Source organism: Clostridium tertium, from assembly GCF_017873245.1.
Taxonomy (GTDB): domain Bacteria; phylum Bacillota; class Clostridia; order Clostridiales; family Clostridiaceae; genus Clostridium; species Clostridium tertium.
This window is the reverse complement of record NZ_JAGGJY010000001.1, coordinates 36,727-62,872: the sequence shown is the minus strand read 5'-3', so window position 1 is coordinate 62,872 and position 26,146 is coordinate 36,727. Positions and strand designations below refer to the sequence as shown.

Genomic DNA, 26,146 nt, shown 5'->3' with positions numbered 1-26,146 from the left:
AAATTTTACAACTCCTTTAAATAGGATATCTTCTAAGACGTACCCCATGAATCGGTATTCTTCCTTGAGTAGCTTCTGGTACAGCTTCATAAATAATATTATCTACTTTAATTAAAGGCACTGCTCCTTCACGTATAATAGTATAATTATGGCCATTTTCTTCTAATCTTTTTCTAACTTCATCTAATCTTTGAGACGCGTTAGGAAACCACTCTTCTGTATCAATAAAAATGGATTGAGAACGTTCAATAACAGGAAATATAAAATTTATCCCTGTTCCTGTTGGAGTTTTAATTGCATTTTTCTTCATATTTAAAAATCCCTTTACAGCCATTTCAATTCCATGATAAATGTGAATATTATATAGTTTCTTTGAAATCTTATTATTTATGATTAAATTATGCATCCTTTTATCTACTATTTCCAAATCTCCCTTAGAAAAAATATCTTGTATACATCCACTTTCTCTAAGAAGCCACAGCATAAACATATTTTCATCACTTAAAACTCCATCTTCTAGAACTTCAGCTCTAAGAAATTCAACTACTCTAGAATATTCCTCCATATTACTTCTATATTCCCTTAATGATAATCCAGCTGTTTTATAAAACATGTCACATCCTAATAGGCTTGATATTTCCTCCATATAATCATACCCTTTTAAAGAATCTGTCATAGAAACTTCAAGATTTTTCAAATGTTTATTAGATAGATTGGATGCTTTTGATAACCACCAATTCAAATCTTCCTCTATAATTTCCTTCTTATTAAAAAGTGGTTTAAAAACTGCTTCCTGATATAAAGTGATATTAGGATTTTCAAGATATGATTTTTTTAAGGATAGTTTATCATTAACCTCTATAAAATCTCCATTCAAATAAGATTCTAGAATAACAGATGCTGCAATACAATGGAGTGATATTTTTTTTATTGTTGTCATATGAATACTATCTTGTGCATTTAATGCAATAATTGAATAACTTTGTGATAATTTAAAATCTCTCATATAAATACCTTCTTTACCCTAATTTTCGTCTTATAATAAGCAAATTATATGAAATTCACTTATTACTTACCACTTACTACTTATGATTTAATCATACTACTACAATGCCTAATTGTAAATATATTTCGAATAAGTAATCATTTATTTTTCAATAAAAAAAGTAACTAACCCTCTGTTATGAAAGTTAGCTACTTTTGATTAATATATTTTTTTATTTTTTCAAAGGGTATCACATTTCGTTATATCCTTTGAAAATTAGTAAAATCAATACTTTAAAATACTTCTATATAAAATTTTCTATATCTATTATATATGCAGAAACTTGATATTTTAGTAGTTTTAATAAAATTTAATCAGGTAATTGATTCTTATATTGCTCATTACTTATTTTTTCGATTTCTTCAACATAATTTTCGTCATCATAATCATATTCATATTGTGGCTCATTTCTTATTTCATTAAATCTTCCAACAGATTGATAACTATCTTCTTCATCAAACCCTATTTCATCTTTATCACCATATCTTGATTTATGTCCAAATGGATTTCCAATTACACTTTCTTCTACTACTCTTTGATTAGAGTTATAAGTTTTTATTGTACTAACCACATCTTCGCATTCAATACAATTTAACGCATATGGCAGAAAATCTAACCTTTCTTTATCAATTTCTTTTCCACATTTTTGACATTTACCGTAACTTCCTTCATCTATAGCTCTTACAGCATCATCTATCTTATCAAGAAGTGCTCTTTCATTTGCTTCAAGTGCTCTACCTTTCTCAACTTCAAAAGTTTCACTAGCTATATCAGATGGATGATTATCATAAAATGATAATTCACTTGCAACCTCTGCATTAAATCTAGTCACTCCATTATCATCTAATTGATTAATGAGATCTATAATTCTCTTTTTTTCTTTGTTAAGTTTATTTTTATAATATGTTAATTCTTCTTTATTCATATAATCATCCTTTCAAAAGTAATGCTTATTTATATTCTTCCAAAAAGACAATTTTTAATCCCTCTTACAAATGGAATTTCTAATATACTTATATAAAATTATTTTTATGTCTCAACATAAATTACAGATAATTCAGGTGCTAAACTATTAAACTTACTTATTATCATTCTTAATAATTTTTCTAATCTTTACTTCTGCAAAAGCTGGATAAAAACCAGATTTCAGTGCAACTTTCTGTGAAATTATGTGAGATTCAACAGTTCCATAAAAAGGTACTTTGCCTCTATTTAATGTTTCATTTTTCAAAGCTTGTACAATAAAACTAGCAATTCCTTTTCCTTTTTCATTTTCTAATACATTAATTCCAATTTGCCACATAATTTTAGAATCCTCACTTGCTCCTGCCATCCCTAAAATATTGTCTTCATCATCTACTGCAGCAACTGCTAATACATCTGGATAATTTTTATTAAAAGCAAAAGCTTCATTAAATCTATCATCATCTCTAAATTGCAATATTTTATCTTTTTCATACCATTTTAATTTAATATTATTTTTGTTTGTAAACCCTTTGTCTTTTGGTAAATAATAATGGTGTGTATTATCTATTTCATAACCAAATTCATTTAGCTTTTTATCTATTTTTCTTAAATTTGAGTATAAAAACATCCATGCTCCTGGAAACCTAGATAGATTTTTAATACACCACTCTTTAATACATTTATCTGCAGATATTATTGCTTTTCCATTAAATATAAGGATCTTTAAAATTTCTTCTTCATCATTATACTTTCTACTGCCTTCTATTATTTTCTTATCTGTAATTAAAGTATTTTGATTATTAAAATCCTCAATGGTGCAATTATAATCTTTTGCTAACTGATCTTTTACCTTTATTAAAATATCTTTTCCCATGAAATCACCTCCCCTTTCTATTAATTATATTATTTTGATAAATTTACAACAATAAAAAAGAGCTAACTTTATGCTAGCTCTTAATATTCTTTATATAACTAAATTATATAATATTTAGTAAATATTATTTTTTAAAATTAATTTCTTTTTCTTCACTCATATTTATAAATGATTTACTAGGCATAGTCTTAGCAATAACTTTCCCTTCTCTTATAGAATATAGAACTTCTGCTCTTCTTCTAACAGCATCATAACCATTTTCAGCATTTAGTAAAATTAAGTTGCCTAGCTTACCTATTTCTATTCCATATTTATCTTCAATATTTAAAGTTCTTGCACTATTAGTTGATATAAACTTTAATGATTCATTTATATCATCATAGCCCATCATTTGGCATACATGTAATCCAAAGTGTACTACTTCTAACATATTTCCTGTTCCCATTGGATACCATGGATCAAATATGTCATCGTGCCCAAAACATACATTTATTCCTGCTTCATTAAGTTCCTTTACTCTTGTAATTCCTCTTCTCTTTGGATATGTATCAAATCTTCCTTGAAGATGAGTGTTTACTAGAGGATTTGAAACAAAATTTATTCCTGACATCTTTAATAATCTAAATAACTTATATGTATATGCATTATTATATGATCCCATAGCTGTAGTGTGGCTAGCTGTTACCTTATTCTTCAAACCTGTTTCTAAAGCTCTTGCAGCAACTACTTCTAAAAATCTTGATTGTTCATCATCTATTTCATCACAATGAACATCTACTAATACATCGTATTTTTTAGCTAATTCAAAAATTTTATTAATAGATTCTACTCCATATTCTCTTGTAAACTCAAAGTGAGGTATAGCTCCAATTACATCTGCGCCTAATTTTATAGCTTCTTCCACTAGTTCTAATCCATTTGGATATGAAAGTATCCCTTCTTGTGGAAAAGCTACTATTTGTAATGTAACATAATCTTTAACTTCTTCCCTTACTTCTAACATTGCTTTTAATGCAACTAAGCTATCATCAGTAACATCAACATGTGTTCTTATAAATTGAATTCCATTAGCTACTTGCCATTCTATAGCTTTTTTAGCTCTTTCTTTAACATCTTCTTTAGTTAAAAATTCTTTTCTTTGAGACCATCTTTCAATTCCTTCAAAAAGAGTTCCACTTTTATTCCACTCTGGCTCTCCTGCTGTAAGCGTAGTATCTAAGTGAATATGTGGCTCTATAAAAGGAGCTGAAGCTAATGCACCATTTCCTTCTATCACTTCTTCATTTTCTAATACTTGTAGATTTTCATCTATTTCTGTAAATTTTCCATCTACTATTCTTATGTCAAATAATCCTTCTCTATCTAAAAGTCTTACTTTTTTAATTAACATATTATCATCACCTTATTTATTAGTTATTTTTGTTCCTATTACATAAACTAACATTGTTGTTATTATTGCATTTAATGCTATAACTCCTACTTGTACAACATTTGCAACTATAAATCCTGCTAAGAATGCTACTATAGCTACCCAGTTTATATCTTGGAATTTTACTTTTTTAATATTATCATACTTTCTTTTCTTTACAAAGAAGTAATCAGCTATTATTATCCCACCTACTGGAGGTAACATTGAATTTAAGAAAGTTAAGAATGCTGTAAAGTTATTATTTAACCACACTGCTCCTACTGTTCCTATTAAACCACTAATAATTACCAGCTTCTTTTTAGGTAATTTAGTTATATTTGAAAGCCCAAGTCCTGCTGTATATATTGCATTATCATTAGTTGTCCATATATTTAATCCTAAAACTAGTATAGCTGGTATAATTAAACCTTGTGAGAACATTACATCTGCTATATCTGAGTTACCTGTAACCATTGCCCCTATTGCTCCAAATAAGAACATTAATGAATTTCCTATAAAGAATGCTATTACAGTTGTTGATACTGCTACTTTTTTATTTTTTGAGAATCTTGCAAAATCTGGTGTAGCTGTTCCTCCACTTATAAATGATCCCACACATAATGTTACTGCTGTTACTAGCGCCATTTTACTACTTGGCTCTATATTCATTAATCCTTGAACTCCACCTGCTGAATTCGCGGCCATTACTGCTGAAGTACTACCTAATATAGCTATTGCTGGTACTGCTATTGCACTTAAAATAGTTAGGGATTTCATTCCAAAGTAAGCTGTTGCTGTCATTAATATTCCTGTGATCCCAACTAATAAGTATAAATTTACATTAAATCTATTTGCAACTGGTATTGCAAACATTGCTATTCCAACGCCAAACCAACCTATTTGTGTAATACTAGTTATAAAAGATGCTAAATATGATCCCTTTTCACCAAAAGAATACCTAGCTAGCAAGTGCATTGAAAGTCCTGTATCTGCCCCTATATATGCTAGTAATCCTGTGTAACATGCAAGTATTAAATTTCCTATAAGCACTGCTATAAAGAAATCCTTTAACGGCAAGCCTGTACCTAAATTTCCACCTGTCAGCATACTTGCTGAAAAAAATGTAAATCCAAGCATAACCACAAACATTGAAAAGAATCCTTTTTTATCTTTTTTGTGCACATGATCTAACTCATAATCATGATTTTCATTAATAACTTCTTCTAATACTATCTTTTGTTCCATTTGTATCCCCCTAAATTTGTATTTAAGGAAAACCAGTACTTATATTTAATAAAAAACGACCTCTCTATTATTTAGAAAGGTCGTTAACACTTAAAATTAGATATATAAATCAAATCTATATTATCTAATTAATCTCTGCGGTATTATATCCGACCTTATTAGTCTCTCTGGACTAAATTTAAAGGACTAGTTTTCTTGAGAAAATTATATATTGATTTATTGAAATATGTCAACATATTTCTTATGGTAATAAATACATTTTTAAATTAAATTTATACTAAATTAAACTTTTATATTAAAAAACAAAATCTTTTAATTTATCATTTATTTTACCTAATATTGATGGAACTATCTTTAATATACTTGGTAAAAATAAAGAAACTACAAATGCCACAGCACATAATGCAAATATCTCATAATACATAGGTTGTCCAATATAAACTTGATACCCATGTATAGATGCAACTGCTATCGCTCCTATTATTATGATTTTAGTTGCAATCCAAGAAATTAAATTTATTACCTTACATAAAAATATTATTATGGATAATATAGCTATTACAGGCAATGCTATTATTTTTATCAATATTTGAATTACTTTAGTTACTGTATATGCTTCGCCTTTTTGCCTATTTACAACTTTTTTAGCATTATCTCTTTTAGTGTTTTCTTTATTACTTTCATTATTTCTATCTTTTGAAGGTTTCTTTTTATCACTTTTTTGCTTCTTCACTGATGAATTATTAGGAGATGATCTTTTACTTTTCTTCTTAGTTTCTTCTTTTTCATCATCATAGTGAAAATTATTATAATCATCCCAACTGTCTCTCTTAAAATTACTTTGAGAAATATCATTTAGACTGTTTTTATCATAATCATTAACTAGATTTTCTTTATATTTATTTTTTTCTCTTTCCAGCTTTATTTCCTCATAAGCTTTATCAAATACCTTTATAAAAGCTTTTGCTCTTCTTTCATCCCTAATTTCTTCTTTTAATTTATTTACTTTATTTTCATATGCTATTTTTATTTCTTCCATTGATGCATTTTCATCTACACCTAAAATCTTATATTGTTCCATATCTCTTCTCCATACTATATATCAACTATATCTACATCTTTTATTTAACATTTATTATAACAATATTTATAAATGAATAAAAAGGTAATTTTGTCCTATTTAAACTTTCAATTTTAGGACTACCTATCCATATAACTCATTTACTCTAGCTTAATAATAAATTTTCTTTTGAAGTATCAGTATTATCAAATTCTAATAAAATTATTTAAGCTATACCTTCTCTACATAATACTATTCTTAGATATATTAAACCTTAAATTAATATTTTCTTATTCCTTAGCATTTGATATTATCTGGAATGCTAAGCCACTTCTTATCATCATATGCCACAATATGATGTTATCTTCCTTTGACATTAAGTTTTATTAAGCATATACTAATAACATAAGTTAGCCAAGCAAATATATAAACTTAATATCGCGGGATGGAGCAGTTGGTAGCTCGTTGGGCTCATAACCCAAAGGTCGTAGGTTCAAGTCCTGCTCCCGCAACCAAAATCTTACTCTTACTGTAAGATTTTTTTGTTGTATAAAATATAGATGTAGTAACTTAGAAAATAAAGTAATCAAATAAGTATTGAAAAAAAGCCTAGTTATGAAACACTAGGCTTTTCTTATTTATTATATATCAAATTTTTTATAAACATCTTATTTTTTATTATTTAATAGTTCTATTATGTAATCTACCCGTTTATGTTTCATAATTTGCTCACAAATAAATAAAGCTGTAACTTCTACACCATAGATTTAGCAATTAATATTAGTTTGATTCAAAAAACAATCTTAACCAAGTAACTTAGTCTATTAATCTTATTTGAGGTACGTTCATTCCATAAAACCCCAATTAAATTATAACTTTAAACTATAAAATCACTATTTTATTAAACTCAAATTCAATTAAAAAAGTACTACCGATTATTTTATTATAAAAGTATTTTAGCAAATTCCATATTATCAAATTCATTTTCTTTTATATACTCTAATGAATCAATTAAATAGCTTTTATGATGTTCTATAGTTTTAGAGAAAGCTTGGATGAATTCAACCATACTTTCTTTAGACTCCTGTTTATTGTATATATATTTCCCAACCAAATAAAACCTGATAAATGAATATCTTGTTAAAAGCATAATATATCCATCAAATAATGATTCTGATTCAGAAAATGGAAAAATATTATTATATATGAAATTTACTAAATAATTTTCAAAAATATAGCTATTATTATTAATGAAATTTTCATTATAATCTTCAAATGCTTTTATGTATACTTCTGAATATTCACTTACTTCAGCATTTTCATCAAGCTTGAATCCAGATATAATTTGCTTTGTATATTCTTTAAAAGAAAAACTATCCACATTTTTAGATACATTTAAAAACTTTAACATTTTTTTAAAAAAATTAATTTGAATAAGATAATTTAATTTATTTTCTTCATAATTATCATTAACTAAATTTATATCATATTTTTCAATAAATTTAGGTACATTACTATAATTCTCTTTAATCTCGTCCTCTAATGCATATATAAAATCACCTAATATATAAAGCCTTTTACTTAAATTTAATTTTCTGTTTTGTACTATCTTAATACTAAGATCTCTAATTTCTTTAAAATACTTTATTGGTGACTTATTATATCTTTTAGATTTAGTATCAATCTCACTTGATATTATATGTTTACCTAAGTTTTCTTCACTTTCTTTAAACTTAATTCCCTCTTCCTTTAATAAAAGAATTCTTGCAGCTTCAGGACAGGCTACATCAAGGGACATTTCATAATAACCGTCTATTTTATTAATTATTCTAGGAAAAGATGTACAAACATTTGAAAGATATTCTTCTCCAATTTTAGAATAAATAATACAATAATTTTCTTTATCTAGAAAAGGACACCTTTTATCAGCTTTTAACTTTACTTTTCCATAATCTACATCACAACTTGTACAAAAATCATTGTTATGAACATTTTTTTGAAACATTCTTTTCATTTCTTTATCTTGAATTTTATAATATTGTTTAAAAGTAACCTTATCTATATCTATATCCCAACCAATACAACAGCTATCTTCGCAGTTTCCACCTATACACTTAAATTCTTTAAAATATCTCGGGTATCTCATTTTTATATTTTTTTCCATAGTATAACTTCCTTTTCAAATAAATCACTTAAATTGTCCTATTATACATTTATTTTACTATAGAATTTTAAATTTGTCAGATATACCCCATTTTCTAGATATATTAACAATATTATTCCTCCGAAACCAATGTATTGTCCCATTAAAAATATATTCCATATCTTCTAAAGTAAGAAATAATTCTTGTATCTTTATATGAGCAAGTTCTCATGTCCAAATATAAAATTTAATTGTTTAATTTGGTTACAGCTTACTCTTTATAATCCTAAAGTCAATAGTACTAAAATAAACTATTATACTATTTTAGTTGTCGCTCCATCATACCTTTATGACAAACTCATTATCTGTAAAATTCTATCTCGTTTCTCTAGTATAATGCTTTAATTTTAACTTTTTCTGCCTTAATATTTCCAATTAAACCTGTGCTTGAATCCACAATAATTTGTGTGTAAAAATCATATGCTTTTATTTCTATTTCAAATATAATTGATTCAGTTAAATATCCATTACCTTCAAGTCTAATTTCAAATACATTTTCTAAAGTGAATTCTATTCTTACAACACTACTAATGGTTTTTGGCTTTGTTTCCATTCTTATAATCATAAATAGTTTATCGTTACATATTTCTATTTTTTCTATTATATCATCATGAAATGTTGGAAAATATCCAAAAAGCTGTTCTATCTCTTTATACCCTTTAATTTCCTTCATTATACTAGTACTCCTATTTTTCAAACTTTACTACTTAAGTTTATCATTTCCAATATTAGGATTCAATAAAGAGTTAGCTAAACGCTAACTCTTTATTTATGGAACTACTATATAATTTTCAGCGTCCAATCCTCACAATTCCATATCTCAGTTACAACATCTCTATAAAACTCAGGTTCATGTGATACAAGTAAAATTGAGCCTTTATATTCTTTTAGTGCTCTTTTTAATTCATCTTTTGCATCTACATCTAAGTGGTTTGTAGGCTCGTCAAGGATTAATATATTAGTTTCTGTATTTAATATTTTACATAATCTAACCTTTGCAGCTTCTCCACCTGATAATACCATTATCTTTGATTCTAATTGTTTTGTTGTTAAACCACACTTAGCAAGAGCAGCTCTTATTTCATATTGTGTTTTACTTGGGAACTCTTGCCACACTTCTTCTATACATGTGTTTGTATTTCCACTTCTATCTTCTTGTTCAAAGTAACCTATATGTTGATAATCACCTAAGTGAACTTCTCCACTTAAAGGTTGAACTTTTCCAAGCAAGCTTTTTAATAATGTAGATTTACCAAGTCCATTTGCTCCTACTAAAGCTATTTTTTGTCCTCTTTCCATATAAAGATTTAATGGCTTTGTAAGAGGTGAATCGTAACCTATTACTAAATCTTTAGTTTCAAATATAATTTTTCCTGATGTTCTTGCTACTTTAAAGTTGAATTCTGGTTTTGGTTTTTCTTTTGAAAGTTCTATTACTTCCATTTTATCAAGTTTCTTTTGTCTTGATTTAGCCATATTAGCAGTAGCAACATTTGCTTTATTTCTTGCAACGAAATCTTCTAGTCTAGCTATTTCTTTTTGTTGCTTTTCATATGCTGCTTCTAATCTCTTTTTATTTTCATCATATAGTCTCTTAAACTCATAATAGTCACCAACATATCTTGTTAATTTTCTTTCTTCAACATGATAAATTAAATTAACTACTGAATTTAAAAATGGTATATCATGAGAAATTAGTATAAAAGCATTTTCATAGTTATTTAAATATCTCTTTAACCATTCTATATGCTCTTCATCTAGATAGTTTGTAGGCTCATCTAAAAGTAATATATCTGGATTTTGAAGTAATAACTTTCCAAGTAAGATTTTTGTTCTTTGTCCACCTGATAAATCATCAACATCTTTATCTAAACCTAAATCTAAAAGTCCAAGACCTTTTGCTACTTCCTCTACTTTTGCATCTATTATGTAAAATCCATTATGATCTAGTAAATCTTGAATTACTGCTGTTCTTTCAAGCATCTTTTCTAGTTCTTCTGGAGTACAGTCTCCCATTTTTTCATAAAGAGAATTCATTTCTGTTTCCAAATCAAATAAATATTTAAATGCATCTCTTAGCGCATCTCTTATGCTTTGCCCTTTTACTAAAGCTGCATGTTGATCCATATACCCAACTCTAACATTATTTGACCAAATAACCTTTCCTTCATCAGGCATAAGTTTATCTGTAACTATATTCATAAATGTTGATTTTCCTTCACCATTAGCTCCAATTAAACCAACGTGCTCCCCCTTTAATAATCTAAAGGATACATCTTCAAAAATAGCTCTATCTCCAAAGCCATGACTCATATCTTTAACTGTTAAAACGCTCATTAATTATCCTCCTGGTTACTAAGTCTATTTTAAAATTAATAATTTTTACTTCTTCATTTTCAATTAATATATTGCACAAAAATAAGGTATGATCATAATCACACCTTATTTATTATAAACTATAATTCTACAAAATAAATAGATTTTTTTTAACAATTTTAGTATTCATACTCTTTTACGTCTTCGCAAATAGAAATTTTTAATGTATTATCATCAATAACCTTTTTATAAGAGCATAAAAAATCATTTAATTCTAAATCATTTAGATCAATTTTACCTGAACTTTTTAAAATAACATTTTCTCCTTCTGTTAATATTCCTACATTATTTTTATCATTTTTTATAAAATAATTATTAACAGTTGTTACTTTAATCCTATCCTTATATTTTTCTTGAAAACTCATTGTTTTTCTTACTTTTTCAATATCTCCTGAACCTGGAATCATATTGTTAAGTCCTAGTGACTTTATTTGTTCTTCTATAGCTGAAGCATCAAATCCATATCTCTCCATTAACTTAGTTTGCATTTTTAGAAACTTATCTTGTGATATATTATTTTCTTCCATATACTCCATCATATTTTTTGTGAAGTCTGACATATTTAATTTTCCAGAAGACATATCATAATATAATGAATATATATATGATTCAAATTTATCTATATCTTTATCATTCACTTTATTTTTTAGCTCATTAAAATCTATAATTTTATCCATAATATACTCAACTCCTATAACTTTAATGGATGTTACTAATATTATACTATTACTATAAACTTTATTCCATTGACTTAATACAATATTAATATTTTTTTAAGAACACTTTTTTAATTTTACATTTTTATTGCTATAATTAAATTTAATTTGTAGAATACAAAAATCTAATTACTTTGCAGCTTTAACTGCACTCCAAACATCTTCATATAGTCTTAACTTTTCTTGTGGTAAATATTTATAAACTTCGCACTTTTCCATAATTTCTTTAGGCATATATGCACCTTCATTATTTTTAACTTCTTCTGGCTGTTCTTCCATAGCTAATTTATTTGGAGTAGTATATCCTATTTCTTCAGCTATTTTATATGCGTTATCTTTGCCACTTACAAAGTTTATAAATTTTTCGGCAGTTTCCTTATCATTTGCATTTGCCGGAATTGCCCATGAATCTAGCCAGTAATTTGCTCCTTCTTTTGGAATTACATATTCTAAATTTTCATTTTCATCAGCTAAAGTTAAACCTTCTCCTGACCATATCATTGCAATTGAAGCTTCTCCTGAAGTCATTAAATCTTTAACTTCATCAGCACCATATTTTAATACTAACGGCTTTTGTTCTATTAATAATTTTTTAGCTTCCTCAAGTTCTTTCTCATTTGTTGTGTTTAATGAATAACCAAGCTTTTTAAGAGCCATTCCTATAGCATCTCTTTGAGCATCTAAAACAAATATTTGTTTTTTATATTTTTCATTCCACATTATGTCCCAGCTATCTACTTTTTCACTAACTAAATCTTTATTATATATTATTCCAATTGTTCCATTCATATATGGCACTGTATAATCATTATTAAGATCATAAGGTTGTCCCATATCACTTTCATTCATTTCCTTTAAGTTTTGAATATTTTCTTTATCAATTTTTTGAAGTAATCCTTCTTGTATCATTCTATCAGCCATGTAATCTGCTACTAAAACAGCATCCCAGTTTGTTTTTCCTGAAGCTACTTCTATATACATTGTTTCCATATCATCAAAAGTCTTATAATTAACTTTTACGTTATATTTTTCTTCAAATTCTTCTATTATACCTTCTGCTATATTTTCTCCATAATTTAATACATTTATAGTTTTTCTATTACTTTTTTGACATCCTGCAAATAAAGCAAAAACAAAAATCATACTGCATATTAATGCAGAAATTTTTATATATTTTCTCATTTATATTTCTTCCTTTCATTTTAAATAATTACTATTTTGCAATAATAATTATAAATGTAATTTTAGTAATTGCAAGTTAAAAATATCCAAGTAGTAATGTATATTATATTACAATCATATTAATACTCTTATTTTTATATTTTAACAAAAAAGTATTAACTACTAAGGTGCAGCTAATACTTTTAGGGAGAACTATATTTCAATTAATTTTGCCGTTACTCCATGTAATTCATTTAATTCTCCTTTTAATTTATTTATTTCTTCTTTTTCATCATGAATTAAATTTAATATTATAAGACCTGAGTTTGCACAAGAAATTTTACTTGCCTCATGTAATCCTAATCTAGTTTGAATTATACATCCATACTTTGTTAATATTTCTTGAACTGTTGGTGCAATAGATACTCTAGGTTCTATTTTTATTGCCATAATAGTAAACATATTTATCCCTCCGTTAACTTTATCATTTTCTATATTATCCCATTTTACCTTTACTTATTCATAAACCATTAAATTATATATGTTGTTATAGGGCTTTAACATTTAACTTAAAAATATAATTACTTTTGGTATTTAAATAAATTTTCATTATATATTGAAATAAGAACATTTGTTCGGTATAATATTTTTAAATACTTTTAAGAAGGGTGATATTTATGAATATAGATGAAAAACTTAATATTCTTTCCGCAGCTGCAAAATACGATGTATCTTGCTCTTCTTCTGGTTCAAAAAGAAAAAATTTAAATAATGGTATAGGCAATGCTGAAAATAGTGGAATTTGCCATAGCTTTACTGCTGATGGAAGATGTATTTCTCTTTTAAAAATACTTTTAACTAATTACTGTATATATAATTGTAAGTATTGTGTAAATGCATCTACAAAGGACGTTCCTAGAGCTATCTTTACTCCTGATGAAATTGTATCCCTTACAATTAACTTTTATAAGAGAAATTATATTGAGGGATTATTTTTAAGTTCAGCAATATTTAAAACTCCAAATTACATAATGGAATTATTATTAAATGTTGTAAAAAAATTAAGAATTGAAGAAAAGTTTAATGGATATATTCATTTAAAAGCTATTCCTGGTGCTGATGAAGCCTTAATAAAAGAAGCTGGAAAATATGTAGATAGAATGAGTGTTAATATAGAACTTCCATCCGCATCAAGTTTAAAGTTACTTGCTCCTCAAAAAAGCAAAGAAAATATATTAGCTCCTATGAGTACTATAAAAAATTCTATACTAGAAAATAAAGATTTAAAGAAAAATATAAAATCAACACCACTTTTTGTTCCAGGTGGTCAAAGTACTCAACTTATAGTTGGTGCAACTCCTGAAAGTGATTATAAAATATTAAACTTATCTGAAAATTTATATAATCGTTTTAACTTAAAAAGAGTTTATTATTCTGCTTATGTTCCAGTAATAAAAAATGATAAATCACTTCCTGATATTATCCATCCTCCATTAGTTAGAGAACATAGATTGTATCAAGCAGATTGGTTATTACGATTTTATGGCTTTAAGGCTAAAGAACTTTTAAAAGATGAACATGATAGCTTTGATTTAAATTTTGATCCTAAGACTTCTTGGGCATTATCTAATATAGAGAATTTTCCTATAGAAATAAATAAAGCTTCCTATGACACTCTTCTTAGAATCCCTGGAATAGGAGTTCGTTCTGCAAGAAGGATATTAATTACAAGAAAAGTTCACTCCTTAACATTTGAAGATTTAAAAAAGCTTGGCATAGTGCTAAAAAGAGCAAAGTATTTTATCACTTGCAAAGGTAAGTACTATGGAGATGTTTCTTTTGATGAAGAAAAAATAAGAACAAGGTTACTTTATATGAATAGACCAAAATTAGAAAATGAAAATTCAGAGCAACTTAATTTCTTTGATAATATTTATCCTAAAACATCAAATGGAATTTTGTTACCCGAACCAAAGAAAATAATTATGCCTACAGATAAAGTAACTTCTATAACTGGAGAATTCTAAAGGTGGTGATTTTTTGTTAAAAATAATATATGAAGATTCCTTTGAAGGATTCTTAACTGCAATTTATTATAGTTTTTATTATAAAAACCAAATTGCATCAATCTCTACAAAAGACGAATTAGAAATTGATCTCTTTTCGGAAGCTGAATACATAAATGCAGATTTAAATAAATATTCTAAAGTCAAAAACGCTATTGTCTCTAAAATTGATCCTTTAGCATTAAATAAAATTTATAAATTATATTTATCTAATTACAAAAACAAGGGTCTTTTATGCTTTAAATACTTGAAAATTGCATTTAAACTTGGAAGTGATGTTCATAAATATTTACATTTAGATCCAGTACGAGAACTAGATTTGATTGATAGACGTGTATCTTTAGAAGGTCATAGATTTACTGGATTTGTGTGTTTTATTTCTGTAAACGATAATTTTTTATATTCTTCTATTGAACCTGATAATAACATTTTAGAAATTATTTCTCCACATTTTCAAGAACGCTTTAGTAATGAATATTGGATAATACATGACATAAAAAGAAATATTGCTTCAGTTTATAATAAAACTTGTTGGGAAATAAAAGAAATGGATATAGAAATTTATAACAATCTTAAAAACTACAATGATAATTTCCAAGATCTTTGGAAAGGCTACTTTAAATCTACCACAATAAACGAACGAATTAATCCCAAATTACAAAAAAGAATGATGCCAAAACGCTATTGGAACAACATTACCGAAGTAGAATGAAGAGTTAATAGTGAAAAAGTGAAAAGTAAAGGATGTTTTTCTCTGTAAAATTAAATTTAAATTAGTTCAAAGCACCTTATGTCCCAAAATACCTTAAGGACTTTTTCCTAATTTTTTACTTTTTCACTTTTAGCATTATTATAAATGATAAATATAAGTTGGCGAATATAAATAGATGGTGGAATAAGCATATAGCTAGTAATTAGAGGTACTTGGCGTAGAAAAACTGCTACGCCTTAGTATTGCTTAATTGTTTGAACTCAGTGAGTTAACAAAAACTCTTGGCATAGTAGTTTTTCCGAGCCTAGTACTTCTTTGCACAGCTATCTAGCTTACGGAACATATCTAGTTATTGTAGCCTTTATGTTTACAATTTATTATACAGTTGCTACTGCTTCTATTTCTATTACGCAATCTTTTGGTAGTCTTGCTACTTCAACACAACTTCTTGCAGGAGGATTTTCATTAAAATACTCTCCATAAACTTCATTTACTTGTCCAAAGTCATTCATATCTTTTATGAAAACTACTACCTTAACTACTTTTTCTAAACTACTTCCAGCTTCCTCTAAAACAGCCTTTACATTTTCTAAAGATTGTCTAGTTGCAGCTTTTATTTCTGTTACAACCTCACCTGTTGCTGGATTAACTGGAATTTGTCCTGATGTAAATACCATCTCCCCTATTTTAATACCTTGTGAGTATGGGCCAATAGCTGAAGGTGCCTTACTAGTTGAAATAATTTCTTTTTGCATTTTACTACACGTCCTTTCTTACTATTTTGCATATAATTTTTTTTAAAACTAATACTAAATATGAGCTTATCAAACTCATACAGGATATCTAAAACAAATTTCAGCATCTCCATAAAGTTTTAGATATCCTTCAATCTAAATATACCTTTTTTTTCCTAAAATTTCAATATGTAATCATTTAAATAAACTTTTATTGTATATTAAACATTTATTAATTTATTAAGTAATGGTACAATTAGAATAATATAGAAACCATGAAGGAGGTAATAAATATGAGTAAAGATGTTAATATCGATTGGAGCAATCTTGGCTTTAACTATATTAAAACTGATTATAGATATGTATCAGTTTGGAAAGATGGAAAATGGGACGAAGGTAAATTAACAGAAGATAATATGTTAAACATAAGTGAAGCTTCTACAGCTCTTCATTACGGTCAACAGTGCTTTGAAGGCTTAAAAGCTTACAGAAGAAAAGATGGAAAGATTCAATTATTTAGAGTAGATAGAAATGCACATAGAATGAATGAGAGTACAGCTAAATTACTTATGCCTGAAATACCTGTTGAAAAGTTCATAGATGCTTGTAAGCAAGTAGTTAGAGCTAATGAGCATTATGTTCCACCATATGGTACTGGTGCTACATTATATTTAAGACCATTTATGATTGGCGTTGGAGATAATATAGGGGTTAAGCCTGCTCCTGAATATATTTTCTGCGTATTTGCAGTACCTGTAGGACCTTACTTTAAAGAAGGATTGACACCATGCAACTTTATGATAGCTGATTATGATAGAGCTGCTCCTTATGGAACTGGTGGACAAAAAGTTGGTGGAAACTATGCTGCTTCATTACATCCACATAAAATAGCTGCTGATAGAGGATTTGCAGATTGTATTTATTTAGACCCTGCAACTCACAGCAAAATTGAAGAGGTTGGTGCTGCTAATTTCTTTGGAATAACAAAAAATAATGAATTTATTACTCCAAAGTCACCATCAATTCTTCCTAGCATAACTAAATATTCTCTTATGGATATAGCTAAAGAGTATTTAAAAATGCCTGTATTTGAAAGAGATGTTTATATTGACAATATTGATGAGTTTAAAGAAGCTGGTGCTTGTGGTACTGCTGCTGTTATAACTCCAATCGGCGGAATAGAATATAAAGATAAACTTCATGTATTCCATAGTGAAACTGAAGTTGGTCCTGTTACAAAAGAGCTTTATAGAATTCTTTGTGGAATTCAATTTGGAGATGTTGAAGGACCTGAAGGTTGGGTATTTGAAGTTTAAAATAAGATTTAAGTGGGTATCTAAGACATCCACTTAAATCTTATTTTTTTACTATACATAATACTTTTCCAAGATTTATTAAAACTCTTTAAATCAATACATTCACAATAAATTTATTACCTCTTATTTCTATTTTAAATTTTCCATTTTGAGCTTCCGTTAAACTTTTTGCTATATCTAATCCTAGCCCTGATCCTTCAGCTGTTCTCGATGTATCTCCCCTTTTAAATCTTTCAAGAAGCTCTTTTTCATTAAGTTTTATTTTCTCAGTAGACTCATTGATAAATGTTGTATTGCTAATCTTATCAACTTTATTATAATAATATTCAAACACTATAAAAACTTCAGATCCCTCTACTGAATATTTAATTATATTAGATATGATATTTTGATATATCCTAAGTGTCTTATCATAATCTGCACAGACAATAATTTTTGTATATTTATCCGATTTTACTTCTTTACCATTTAAAAATACATTTATATTAAATTTAAGATTAAATTCTCTTATTTTATCTTCTAATTCAAATAGTACATGATCTAGTACGTCTCTAAGATCAACTTCTCTAATATCTAAAGATATATTATTGGAATTAGCAATTATAGACTCTTTAAGATCACAAATTAAAACTTTAATTCTTTTTGCTTTTCTTGCTAATATATCTATATACTCCTTTTTATTATCTTCAGTTAACTTTCCTCTACTTAAAAAATCAACATAATTTATTATAGAAGTTAAAGGTGTTCTCAAATCATGAGATACATTAGTTATTAATTCAACCTTTTCAACATTAGATGTTGCTTCATTATTTTCAATACATTTTGAGATAGAAATAAGCTCCTTTATAGCCCTATTAAGTATATTTAAATCCATACCATTAAATAACACGTAATTCTCTTGATTTTCATTTAATATATCATATACCTTATCAAAGCTTCCACTTTCTAAACCTTTTATAGTTTCGTCCAAAATTGAATTTAAATTTTCTACTATTAAATTATTTTTTAATATGCTTATTCCAAGATAACATAATACTAAAATATTCAATATTATTATCCACCATAATATTGTTGATTTTATATTAATTTCCTTCATAGTTAACTGAAATATTATCTGATATAAAGTTATATAAAATATAATTGATATTGTTATTTTGATAAATTTATTAAAAAGTTTTCCTCTATAAAAACTTCTTTCATATCCTTCAACCCCTTGGCTTTTATATATCTTGCTTTTCAGTACTATTTGTAATAATGATATTGAAACTATTACAGAAAAAACTATCCATGTTAATAGAACAATATACTTTGGCCCTTCTGTATTGTAATTAGGTAAAAATTCTTCACCTGTAGTATTAACCAGTTTTCTTACAACAAAATAATTTATAAAAACTAATATCTTGCCAATAAATGTTTCTATAAATACCCTCTCGTTTATATCTTTTAATTTTATATTCTCTTCTTCACTAATCCATCTAATTTTATAATCCTTATTACAGAAATTTTTATCAAACATCATTAAGTCACCTCCTTTTCTAAAGGTGCTTTTTGAATTGAATCAATATTAAAAACCATTTCTACTTTGAATAAATCACCATCTATATCTATATTAAAATCACCATTTTGTATTAACACTAAGTTTTTAGCAATTTCTATTCCTAATCCTGATACATCTTCTTCTTTATTACTATTTATTATATAAATCAAATCTTTTGGTTCTATATTCAACTCTTTTTTAGAAGTATTCTTTATACATATATGAACCTTATTATCCTTACAATTTACATCTATATATACTCTACTATTTTCTAGAGAATGCTTTATAGCATTTTCAAATAATATATCAAAAACTCTCCATAACTTTTCACCACTGCAAGAAATATATATGCTTTCTCTAGGAAAGTTTTTTCTGAATGTTAGTGAACTATTAATTATTTTATCTTCAAATTCAATTATAGCTTGTTTTAAAAATTCAATTAGCTCTATTTCATTAACTTCTACCACCATATCTCCAGTTGCTGTTTTTGAAGCCTCAAATAATTCTTCTATTAACTTATTTAGATTATTTGACTTATTCTTTAATAAGTCTACTATCTCATTATTATCTACATCATTTTTTAACTTATTAATATTATCTAATATATCATCTATTGGCTTGTTCAATTTTTTTGTTAGATTATCTAAAAGATCTATATTTACTTTTTCATTTTTTTTAATATTACTTGCTGATTTTTTTAAATTCTTGCTTATTTTATTTATCTTTAATATCAAATCTAAATAGCCATTTTTAAAATATCCACCTAATTTTTTCATATCAAAAACTTTTTTATTATTAAAATCCCTAGAAATATTTTCTTTATCAAATTTATTTAACCAATCTTCTATTTCTCTCCAAATTGTAACTATTTTGAAGTTATTACTAATTAGCTTGCTTAACATTAATGTATTTAATAGTATTAATAATAAAATTGTTAATACTAAAGTTTTATAATTAGGCACTATATAAACAATAAAAATTATACAGATACTTATTATTAAAATAGCTAAATACTTGAGTATTCTTTTATTTTTCAATATAAATTCTCTACTTCTCAAACTTATATCCAACTCCCCATATAACCTTTAAATATCTTGGCTTTTTAGGATCTATTTCTATCTTTTCTCTTATTCTTCTAATATGTACCATTACTGTATCTGTACTAAAGCATGGCTCCTCCCAAACTCTTTCATATATTTCTGCTGAAGAAAAAACTCTGCCTGGATTGCTTAAAAGAAGGTCTAATATTTTATATTCGGTTTTAGTTATTTTTATTTCTTTGCCATCTACCTCAAGATATTTTCTAATCTTGTCTAACTTTACTATTCCATAAGTTAAAATATCATTACTTTCTTCTTTTACATAATTACCCAAATCAACATATCTTCTAAGTTGAGACTTAACTCTTGCAATAAGTTCTAATGGGTTAAAAGGCTTTGTTATATAATCATCTGCTCCTATATTTAACCCTAATATTTTATCAGTATCTTGTGATTTAGCGGATAAAATTATTATAGGTATATTTTTATCTTCTCTTATATTCATAGTTGCTCTCATTCCATCCATTTTAGGCATCATTAAATCCATAATTACAAGATGAATCTCTTTATTATTAATTATATTGAGTGCTTCTAATCCATCATAAGCTTTAATAACATTTATATCTTCATTTTTTAAATATATTTCTATTGCATCAGTTATTTCTTTTTCATCATCTACAACTAAAACATTATATTTTCCCATAAAGTCTTTCCTTTCTTATATACAAAATAGTTTTATATAATTAAATGTAAAGATTGCACAAATTTAAGTTTATCTAATTTTATCCATAGGTAAATTATAACATTTACTATCACCTTTTATAATAATAGATAAATATAAAATTATCCTATCGTATTTCTAAAAAATTTCTAACAATTTAAATATAAAGATTTAGAATTTATCTATATCTCCAATAATCAAATAGTTTTAGTTCTCTGATTTTATTTCTAAGAGCTATTTTTCTGTTTATTACCCACGCCAACTTAAGTGTTTATATTTACACATAGCCTCAACTTACCTTTAGAGCCAAGTTGTTCTCCATTCTAAGCGCATAAAAAGAAAAGCGTAACCGATAATAACTAGTACGCCTTTCACTTAATCTAATTCTTATATTTTTGACTTCCTAGTTTTTTGTATAAAAAACATAGAAGATTATAAATTAATTTAGCTTATTACAAACAAAAAATGTAATATACTAAATACTCATACTATCACAGAAGCATTAAAAATCTTTCTATCAAAAAAAATACACATGCTCTAAAGAAAATTAATAGTATAGATATCTCATATAGAACCATTGCTAATTACATTACTTACTATACTTATCTATAATCTCTAGGAATTCCTTATTGTCTTTTAAAAATTCTAGATCATTATCCTTATCATTTTTAAGCGCATTTAAAAATGTTGAAATGAAAACCTCATTACTTTCACCTTTAGATTCTTTAGGTTTAATATGTTTATATAATCTAGATTTTGATATATCCCACGGAGTTTTCATTTCAGTTATCATTTTCCTTAAAGTAGAAATTAAATTAACTTCATCTTTTTGAACTGAATATAACTGAAAATATGCAGAATAAGAATTGTAATCCCAAAGATCGTATAAACTTGTTGTCTTTTCTATAATCTCAGCAAAATATTTAGCATCCTCATTATGATTTTCTTTCAAGGCAATTTCCATCATAGATATTAATATCATAAAGATATCAGTTGTCTTGGAAATTAATTTTTGTTCAAAAAGTTCAGCTGCTTTTCCATACTCCCCTGATTTAATATAAAGATTACCTTGAAGCTGATTTTTATCATAAGTAATATTAGGAAGTTTATCAATGCAAGCTTGAGCCTTATCATACTCTTCCCTTCCTAAGTATTTGTTAATTAACATAGAAGTTGCTTGATTAGCTACCTCTGTATCATTACTATTTGAAGTTTTTACATATAAATTTTCAATCTCCTTCTCATAGGCATCTATACTTTCAATTGCAAACATAAATAAACTCCCCTCAAGGACAGTTGCTATATTTAAAATTAATTTATCATTATTGGGATACTCATGAATCTTATCCATCGCTTTCTCAAAACCTATATCAAATCCACTACTTCTGATTATCTCAACTAATTCATTTATAAAACGTCCTATTTCAATATCAGTTACGTCTTCTTTAAAGGAAAGCAAAGTATTTAAATCTACTCTTAAAAGCCTTGCTAAAGCTGGCAATATAGTAATATCAGGATAGCTAATCCCCTTCTCCCACTTATTAACTGCAGGCGTTGATATCCCAAGCGCTTCAGCAACTTGCTCCTGCGTCAATCCTTGATCTATTCTTCTCTCTTTTATAATTTCATTTATCTTCATATTAGCCTGTGCTCCTTTATAAATAGTAAATCAAAAGCTTTTGTTACTATTATTTTATCAAGTAAGACATATTACTACAATTGAGTCATTGTTAATTTATTAGTAAGTAAATTAACTGTTAGTTAATTTGTTAGTGATATTTCTTAATTATAAATTACTAATCTCATCATTAAGCTTTTAGCTAATATCTTACGCCAAGTTGTTATACATGCTTGACACAATTAAAATAAGGATGGATATTTATCCATCCTTTACATCTTACTATTCAATTCATTTATAAATATTTATGATTTCTTTTTATAATAATATTGAACTTAGAAGGCTAATTACAAATTCTAGTTTAAACTATTATTTTTCTTCCTTACTTCCACTTGTAATATAGTAGTATGGCAATGCTAAAAACAATGCTCCTCCTATAAAGTTTCCTAGTGATACTAAAATAATGTTATATGTATACCCACCTAAAGTTATTGTTGATGGATCAATTAAGTATCCCATAGCTAAAAATCCCATATTAGCTACACTATGTTCAAATCCTGCTGTTATAAATGTAAATAAACACCAGAATATCATTAATATTTTAGCTGTTTCTTCTTTTAACTTATAGCACATCCAAACAGCTAAACAAACTAGTATGTTACATAAAATACCTTTTAATATAAGTTGTCCTGCTGGAGTATTTATTTTACCATAAGCATTATTTACAATAAACTCTCCAATGTATTCACTTTTTCCACTAGTTAAACCAGCTTGTACAAATAATATTGCACCAAGAATCCCACCTAAGATGTTTCCAATCCAACTTGCAAACCAAATTTTTATAGCATCAACCCAAGTTACTGTTTTTTCTAATGCACCCATAGTCATTATCATAGCATTACTTGTAAATAAATCTCCACCTGCCATTAATACTAAACTTAGTGCTACACCAAAAGATGCTCCCATTAGAATTTTATAAGTTTCTATACCATTATGGTGCATAATTCCACCAATAGTATAAATAAGCATAATTCCTAAGCTAACAAATAAACTTCCAAGCATTGAACTTACTAAGTATCTCCCCTTGCTTTTTCTTAGTAACGTGCTTTTAACCTCTGCTGAATGGGCTAAATTATGAATTTCTTTACTGTACATGATACACCCCACAATATTGTTATTTTTTTAACAAGTACTAACATAATACATTGCATTTTTTACTAGCATATTGTACAATGAAAAACAAAGTTTTGCAACGGAAACTTTGTTTTTCATTATTTATATTTAGTTTTATTTTATGTTATTTATGTAATATTCTCTTATTTCTTTGTATTCTAATAATGCTTTCTTACTACTAGTAACATTTATATTGTGTTCTTTTATTGAGGCTTTCCATGAATTGCATTCTCCAAAAATGTCCTTTTTTATATGATTTCCAGGTAGCATAAGTACTGGAGCTAATGTTATGTTTTTTATATTATCTTTTAATAATTCGGTAATAACATCTTCTCTTCTTATTTCACCTTCTAAGGTTCCTATATATACATTTTTATATCCATGTTCTATAAAAACGTCTTTTAATATGTTATATGCATCTGTATTTATTGTTTTAGAGCCATGTCCTACTAATACTATATTATCTATTTTCATTAAATTATCTTCCATTGTATTGACTATTAAATTACATGATTCTTTTAAATTTCCATCTTTATTGCTCATAAGAACATTTCCTAAGGTAATCTTAGAAAAAGAGTAATTATATTCTTTAATTGTTTTTTCTATATTGGAATATTCACTGCCTTCAATCACGTGTAAAGGTTGAATATATACTTCTTTATATCTATCATTACTTAAGTTAAATAGTACTTCTTCTAACCTTGGAACTATCTTACCATATTTATTAAATAATATATTTGATAATACGCTTGAAGTAAAAGCCTTACAAACATGATATTTCCCATTTACACTTTCTCTTATTTCTTCTTCAAATGCTTCCAACATTTCTAATCCTTCTAAGTTAGCTGTTCCAAAGGAAACAACAATAATTGCTTTTGACATATGCACCTCTCTATTCTATGTTAAATTCTCTAAAAACATCTAAAAATTTATTTATATGCTCTTCTGTGTGAGCAACACTTAAAAATAAAGCTTCATATTGTGATGGTGGTATATTAATTCCATTTAATATCATATGTTTAAAATACTTTTTAAACATAGATTCATTGCATGTTTTCACATCATCATATTTTTTAACTTCTTTCAAATCTGTGAAGAATATAGTAAGCATTCCACCATATCTATTAATTGTCATTGGTATACCTTTTTCTTTTGCAATTTCTAATAAACCTTCTTCTAAAATTGATCCTAGATGATTTATTTTTTCATAATATTCTTCTTTATGTTTTTTCAACTTATTTAAAGTTGCAATTCCAGCTGCCATGACAATAGGATTTCCTGACATAGTTCCAGCTTGATAAACTTCACCAACTGGGGATAAGCATTCCATTATTTCTTTTTTGCCTCCATATGCTCCACAAGGAAGTCCCCCTCCCATTATTTTAGCATATGTTACTAAATCAGGTTTTGCAGCAAATAACTTTTGAGCCCCCTCAAAAGATACTCTAAATCCACTCATAACTTCATCAAATATCAATAGTGCTCCATATTTATCACAAAGCTCTCTTAAAAGATTCATAAAATCTTCTTCTGCTTTTATTACCCCCATATTTCCTGCTACTGGTTCTATAATAACTCCTGCAATATCATCCCCATATTTATCAAATAAAGATTTTATACTTTCTTTATCATTATATACTGCTATAAGCGTATTTTTTATACTATCATTAGGTACTCCTAGTGACCCTGGAATTCCATTTGTTAATACTCCTGATCCAGCTTCAATTAAAAATCCATCAAAATGTCCATGATAACACCCGGCAAACTTTATTATCTTATTCTTTTTAGTATATCCTCTTGCTAATTTTACTGCACTCATAGTAGCTTCAGTACCTGAATTAACCATTCTTATCATATCAATGTTTTCTAAGTTTTTGCATAAGAATTTAGACATTATTAGCTCTAATTCAGTTGGAGCTCCAAATGCTATTGCACTTTCTGAAGTTTCTTTTATGGCTTTTACAACATCTTTATCAGAATGACCTAATATCATAGGCCCCCATGCTAAAACAAAATCTATATATTCCTTACCTTCTTCATCTACTATTATTGCACCTTTTCCACTTTTTATAATTGGAGGCTCCATTCCAGTATTTCTATATGATCTAACTGGAGAATTAACTCCGCCTGGCATATACTTTTTGGACTCATGAAAAATAACTTGATTTCTCATAA

23 protein-coding genes and 1 tRNA gene are annotated in these 26,146 nt (G+C 26.8%); 4 read left to right on the top strand and 20 right to left on the bottom strand.

Annotation, left to right across the window (positions count from 1 at the left end; all coding sequences use genetic code 11):
- Positions 1-16: 16 nt before the first annotated feature.
- From J2Z25_RS00315 to J2Z25_RS00290, 6 genes are all read right to left on the bottom strand, one after another.
- On the bottom strand, positions 17-1,006 hold the full coding sequence (locus J2Z25_RS00315) for a hypothetical protein (RefSeq protein WP_209737494.1): 990 nt from the start codon (positions 1,004-1,006) through the stop codon (positions 17-19).
- Between the two features lie 349 nt (positions 1,007-1,355).
- Positions 1,356-1,970: a TraR/DksA C4-type zinc finger protein gene (locus J2Z25_RS00310; RefSeq protein WP_209737492.1), complete on the bottom strand. Its 615-nt coding sequence runs from the start codon at positions 1,968-1,970 to the stop codon at positions 1,356-1,358.
- Between the two features lie 153 nt (positions 1,971-2,123).
- Positions 2,124-2,885: a GNAT family N-acetyltransferase gene (locus tag J2Z25_RS00305; protein ID WP_209737490.1), complete on the bottom strand. Its 762-nt coding sequence runs from the start codon at positions 2,883-2,885 to the stop codon at positions 2,124-2,126.
- A gap of 124 nt (positions 2,886-3,009) precedes the next feature.
- Positions 3,010-4,275 carry a cytosine deaminase gene (locus tag J2Z25_RS00300; RefSeq protein ID WP_209737488.1) on the bottom strand — a complete coding sequence of 422 codons (1,266 nt, stop codon included), beginning with the start codon at positions 4,273-4,275 and terminating at the stop codon, positions 3,010-3,012.
- Positions 4,276-4,287: 12 nt separating this feature from the next.
- Positions 4,288-5,538 (bottom strand): cytosine permease, encoded by a 1,251-nt coding sequence (codB, locus tag J2Z25_RS00295; protein ID WP_209737486.1) that lies wholly within the window; start codon positions 5,536-5,538, stop codon positions 4,288-4,290.
- A gap of 295 nt (positions 5,539-5,833) precedes the next feature.
- On the bottom strand, positions 5,834-6,619 hold the full coding sequence (locus J2Z25_RS00290) for a molecular chaperone DnaJ (RefSeq protein ID WP_209737484.1): 786 nt from the start codon (positions 6,617-6,619) through the stop codon (positions 5,834-5,836).
- Positions 6,620-7,037: 418 nt separating this feature from the next.
- Here J2Z25_RS00290 and J2Z25_RS00285 point away from each other — a divergent pair.
- Positions 7,038-7,113: transfer RNA gene (locus J2Z25_RS00285), tRNA-Met, on the top strand.
- A gap of 428 nt (positions 7,114-7,541) precedes the next feature.
- Here J2Z25_RS00285 and fliB read toward each other — a convergent pair.
- From fliB to J2Z25_RS00255, 6 genes are all read right to left on the bottom strand, one after another.
- Positions 7,542-8,762, bottom strand: a complete 1,221-nt coding sequence (fliB, locus tag J2Z25_RS00280; protein ID WP_209737482.1) for a flagellin lysine-N-methylase — start codon at positions 8,760-8,762, stop codon at positions 7,542-7,544.
- A gap of 367 nt (positions 8,763-9,129) precedes the next feature.
- Positions 9,130-9,474 (bottom strand): Imm50 family immunity protein, encoded by a 345-nt coding sequence (locus tag J2Z25_RS00275; protein ID WP_209737480.1) that lies wholly within the window; start codon positions 9,472-9,474, stop codon positions 9,130-9,132.
- Positions 9,475-9,581: 107 nt separating this feature from the next.
- Positions 9,582-11,138 (bottom strand): ABC-F family ATP-binding cassette domain-containing protein, encoded by a 1,557-nt coding sequence (locus J2Z25_RS00270; protein WP_142691010.1) that lies wholly within the window; start codon positions 11,136-11,138, stop codon positions 9,582-9,584.
- A gap of 158 nt (positions 11,139-11,296) precedes the next feature.
- The gene (locus J2Z25_RS00265; protein ID WP_209737478.1) at positions 11,297-11,854 is read right to left on the bottom strand and encodes a DUF3867 domain-containing protein; all 558 of its coding nucleotides are present in this window, start codon (positions 11,852-11,854) and stop codon (positions 11,297-11,299) included.
- A 168-nt stretch (positions 11,855-12,022) separates the two neighbouring features.
- The gene (locus J2Z25_RS00260) at positions 12,023-13,075 is read right to left on the bottom strand and encodes an ABC transporter substrate-binding protein (RefSeq protein ID WP_209737475.1); all 1,053 of its coding nucleotides are present in this window, start codon (positions 13,073-13,075) and stop codon (positions 12,023-12,025) included.
- Positions 13,076-13,267: 192 nt separating this feature from the next.
- Positions 13,268-13,516, bottom strand: a complete 249-nt coding sequence (locus J2Z25_RS00255) for a CPF_0552 family protein (RefSeq protein WP_209737473.1) — start codon at positions 13,514-13,516, stop codon at positions 13,268-13,270.
- 215 nt (positions 13,517-13,731) lie between these two features.
- Between J2Z25_RS00255 and J2Z25_RS00250 the strand changes: the two genes are divergently transcribed.
- Positions 13,732-15,081 carry a putative DNA modification/repair radical SAM protein gene (locus tag J2Z25_RS00250; protein ID WP_209737471.1) on the top strand — a complete coding sequence of 450 codons (1,350 nt, stop codon included), beginning with the start codon at positions 13,732-13,734 and terminating at the stop codon, positions 15,079-15,081.
- A gap of 13 nt (positions 15,082-15,094) precedes the next feature.
- On the top strand, positions 15,095-15,832 hold the full coding sequence (locus J2Z25_RS00245) for a TIGR03915 family putative DNA repair protein (RefSeq protein WP_209737469.1): 738 nt from the start codon (positions 15,095-15,097) through the stop codon (positions 15,830-15,832).
- Positions 15,833-16,209: 377 nt separating this feature from the next.
- Here the strand turns inward: J2Z25_RS00245 and J2Z25_RS00240 are convergent, their stop codons facing one another.
- The gene (locus J2Z25_RS00240; RefSeq protein WP_008677890.1) at positions 16,210-16,587 is read right to left on the bottom strand and encodes a RidA family protein; all 378 of its coding nucleotides are present in this window, start codon (positions 16,585-16,587) and stop codon (positions 16,210-16,212) included.
- 272 nt (positions 16,588-16,859) lie between these two features.
- Between J2Z25_RS00240 and J2Z25_RS00235 the strand changes: the two genes are divergently transcribed.
- Positions 16,860-17,882: a branched-chain amino acid aminotransferase gene (locus J2Z25_RS00235; protein ID WP_097032634.1), complete on the top strand. Its 1,023-nt coding sequence runs from the start codon at positions 16,860-16,862 to the stop codon at positions 17,880-17,882.
- Positions 17,883-17,970: 88 nt separating this feature from the next.
- On the opposite strand, the gene J2Z25_RS00230 is transcribed toward J2Z25_RS00235, so the two are convergent.
- The 7 genes from J2Z25_RS00230 to hemL form a co-directional block, all read right to left on the bottom strand.
- Positions 17,971-19,401, bottom strand: coding sequence for a sensor histidine kinase (locus tag J2Z25_RS00230; RefSeq protein ID WP_209737467.1), 1,431 nt, complete (start codon positions 19,399-19,401; stop codon positions 17,971-17,973).
- Complete coding sequence (locus J2Z25_RS00225; protein WP_209737465.1) at positions 19,401-20,321, bottom strand: sensor histidine kinase; 921 nt, start codon at positions 20,319-20,321, stop codon at positions 19,401-19,403. The genes J2Z25_RS00230 and J2Z25_RS00225 overlap by 1 nt, the downstream gene beginning before the upstream one ends.
- A gap of 145 nt (positions 20,322-20,466) precedes the next feature.
- Positions 20,467-21,162, bottom strand: a complete 696-nt coding sequence (locus J2Z25_RS00220; protein WP_209737462.1) for a response regulator transcription factor — start codon at positions 21,160-21,162, stop codon at positions 20,467-20,469.
- 607 nt (positions 21,163-21,769) lie between these two features.
- Positions 21,770-22,819 carry a helix-turn-helix domain-containing protein gene (locus tag J2Z25_RS00215; RefSeq protein WP_209737460.1) on the bottom strand — a complete coding sequence of 350 codons (1,050 nt, stop codon included), beginning with the start codon at positions 22,817-22,819 and terminating at the stop codon, positions 21,770-21,772.
- A 348-nt stretch (positions 22,820-23,167) separates the two neighbouring features.
- Positions 23,168-23,953, bottom strand: coding sequence for a formate/nitrite transporter family protein (locus J2Z25_RS00210; protein ID WP_209737458.1), 786 nt, complete (start codon positions 23,951-23,953; stop codon positions 23,168-23,170).
- A 132-nt stretch (positions 23,954-24,085) separates the two neighbouring features.
- Positions 24,086-24,853: a sirohydrochlorin cobaltochelatase gene (locus tag J2Z25_RS00205; RefSeq protein ID WP_209737456.1), complete on the bottom strand. Its 768-nt coding sequence runs from the start codon at positions 24,851-24,853 to the stop codon at positions 24,086-24,088.
- A gap of 10 nt (positions 24,854-24,863) precedes the next feature.
- A complete protein-coding gene (hemL, locus tag J2Z25_RS00200; RefSeq protein WP_209737454.1) occupies positions 24,864-26,144 on the bottom strand; it encodes a glutamate-1-semialdehyde 2,1-aminomutase in 1,281 nt (426 codons plus the stop codon).
- Positions 26,145-26,146: the final 2 nt, after the last annotated feature.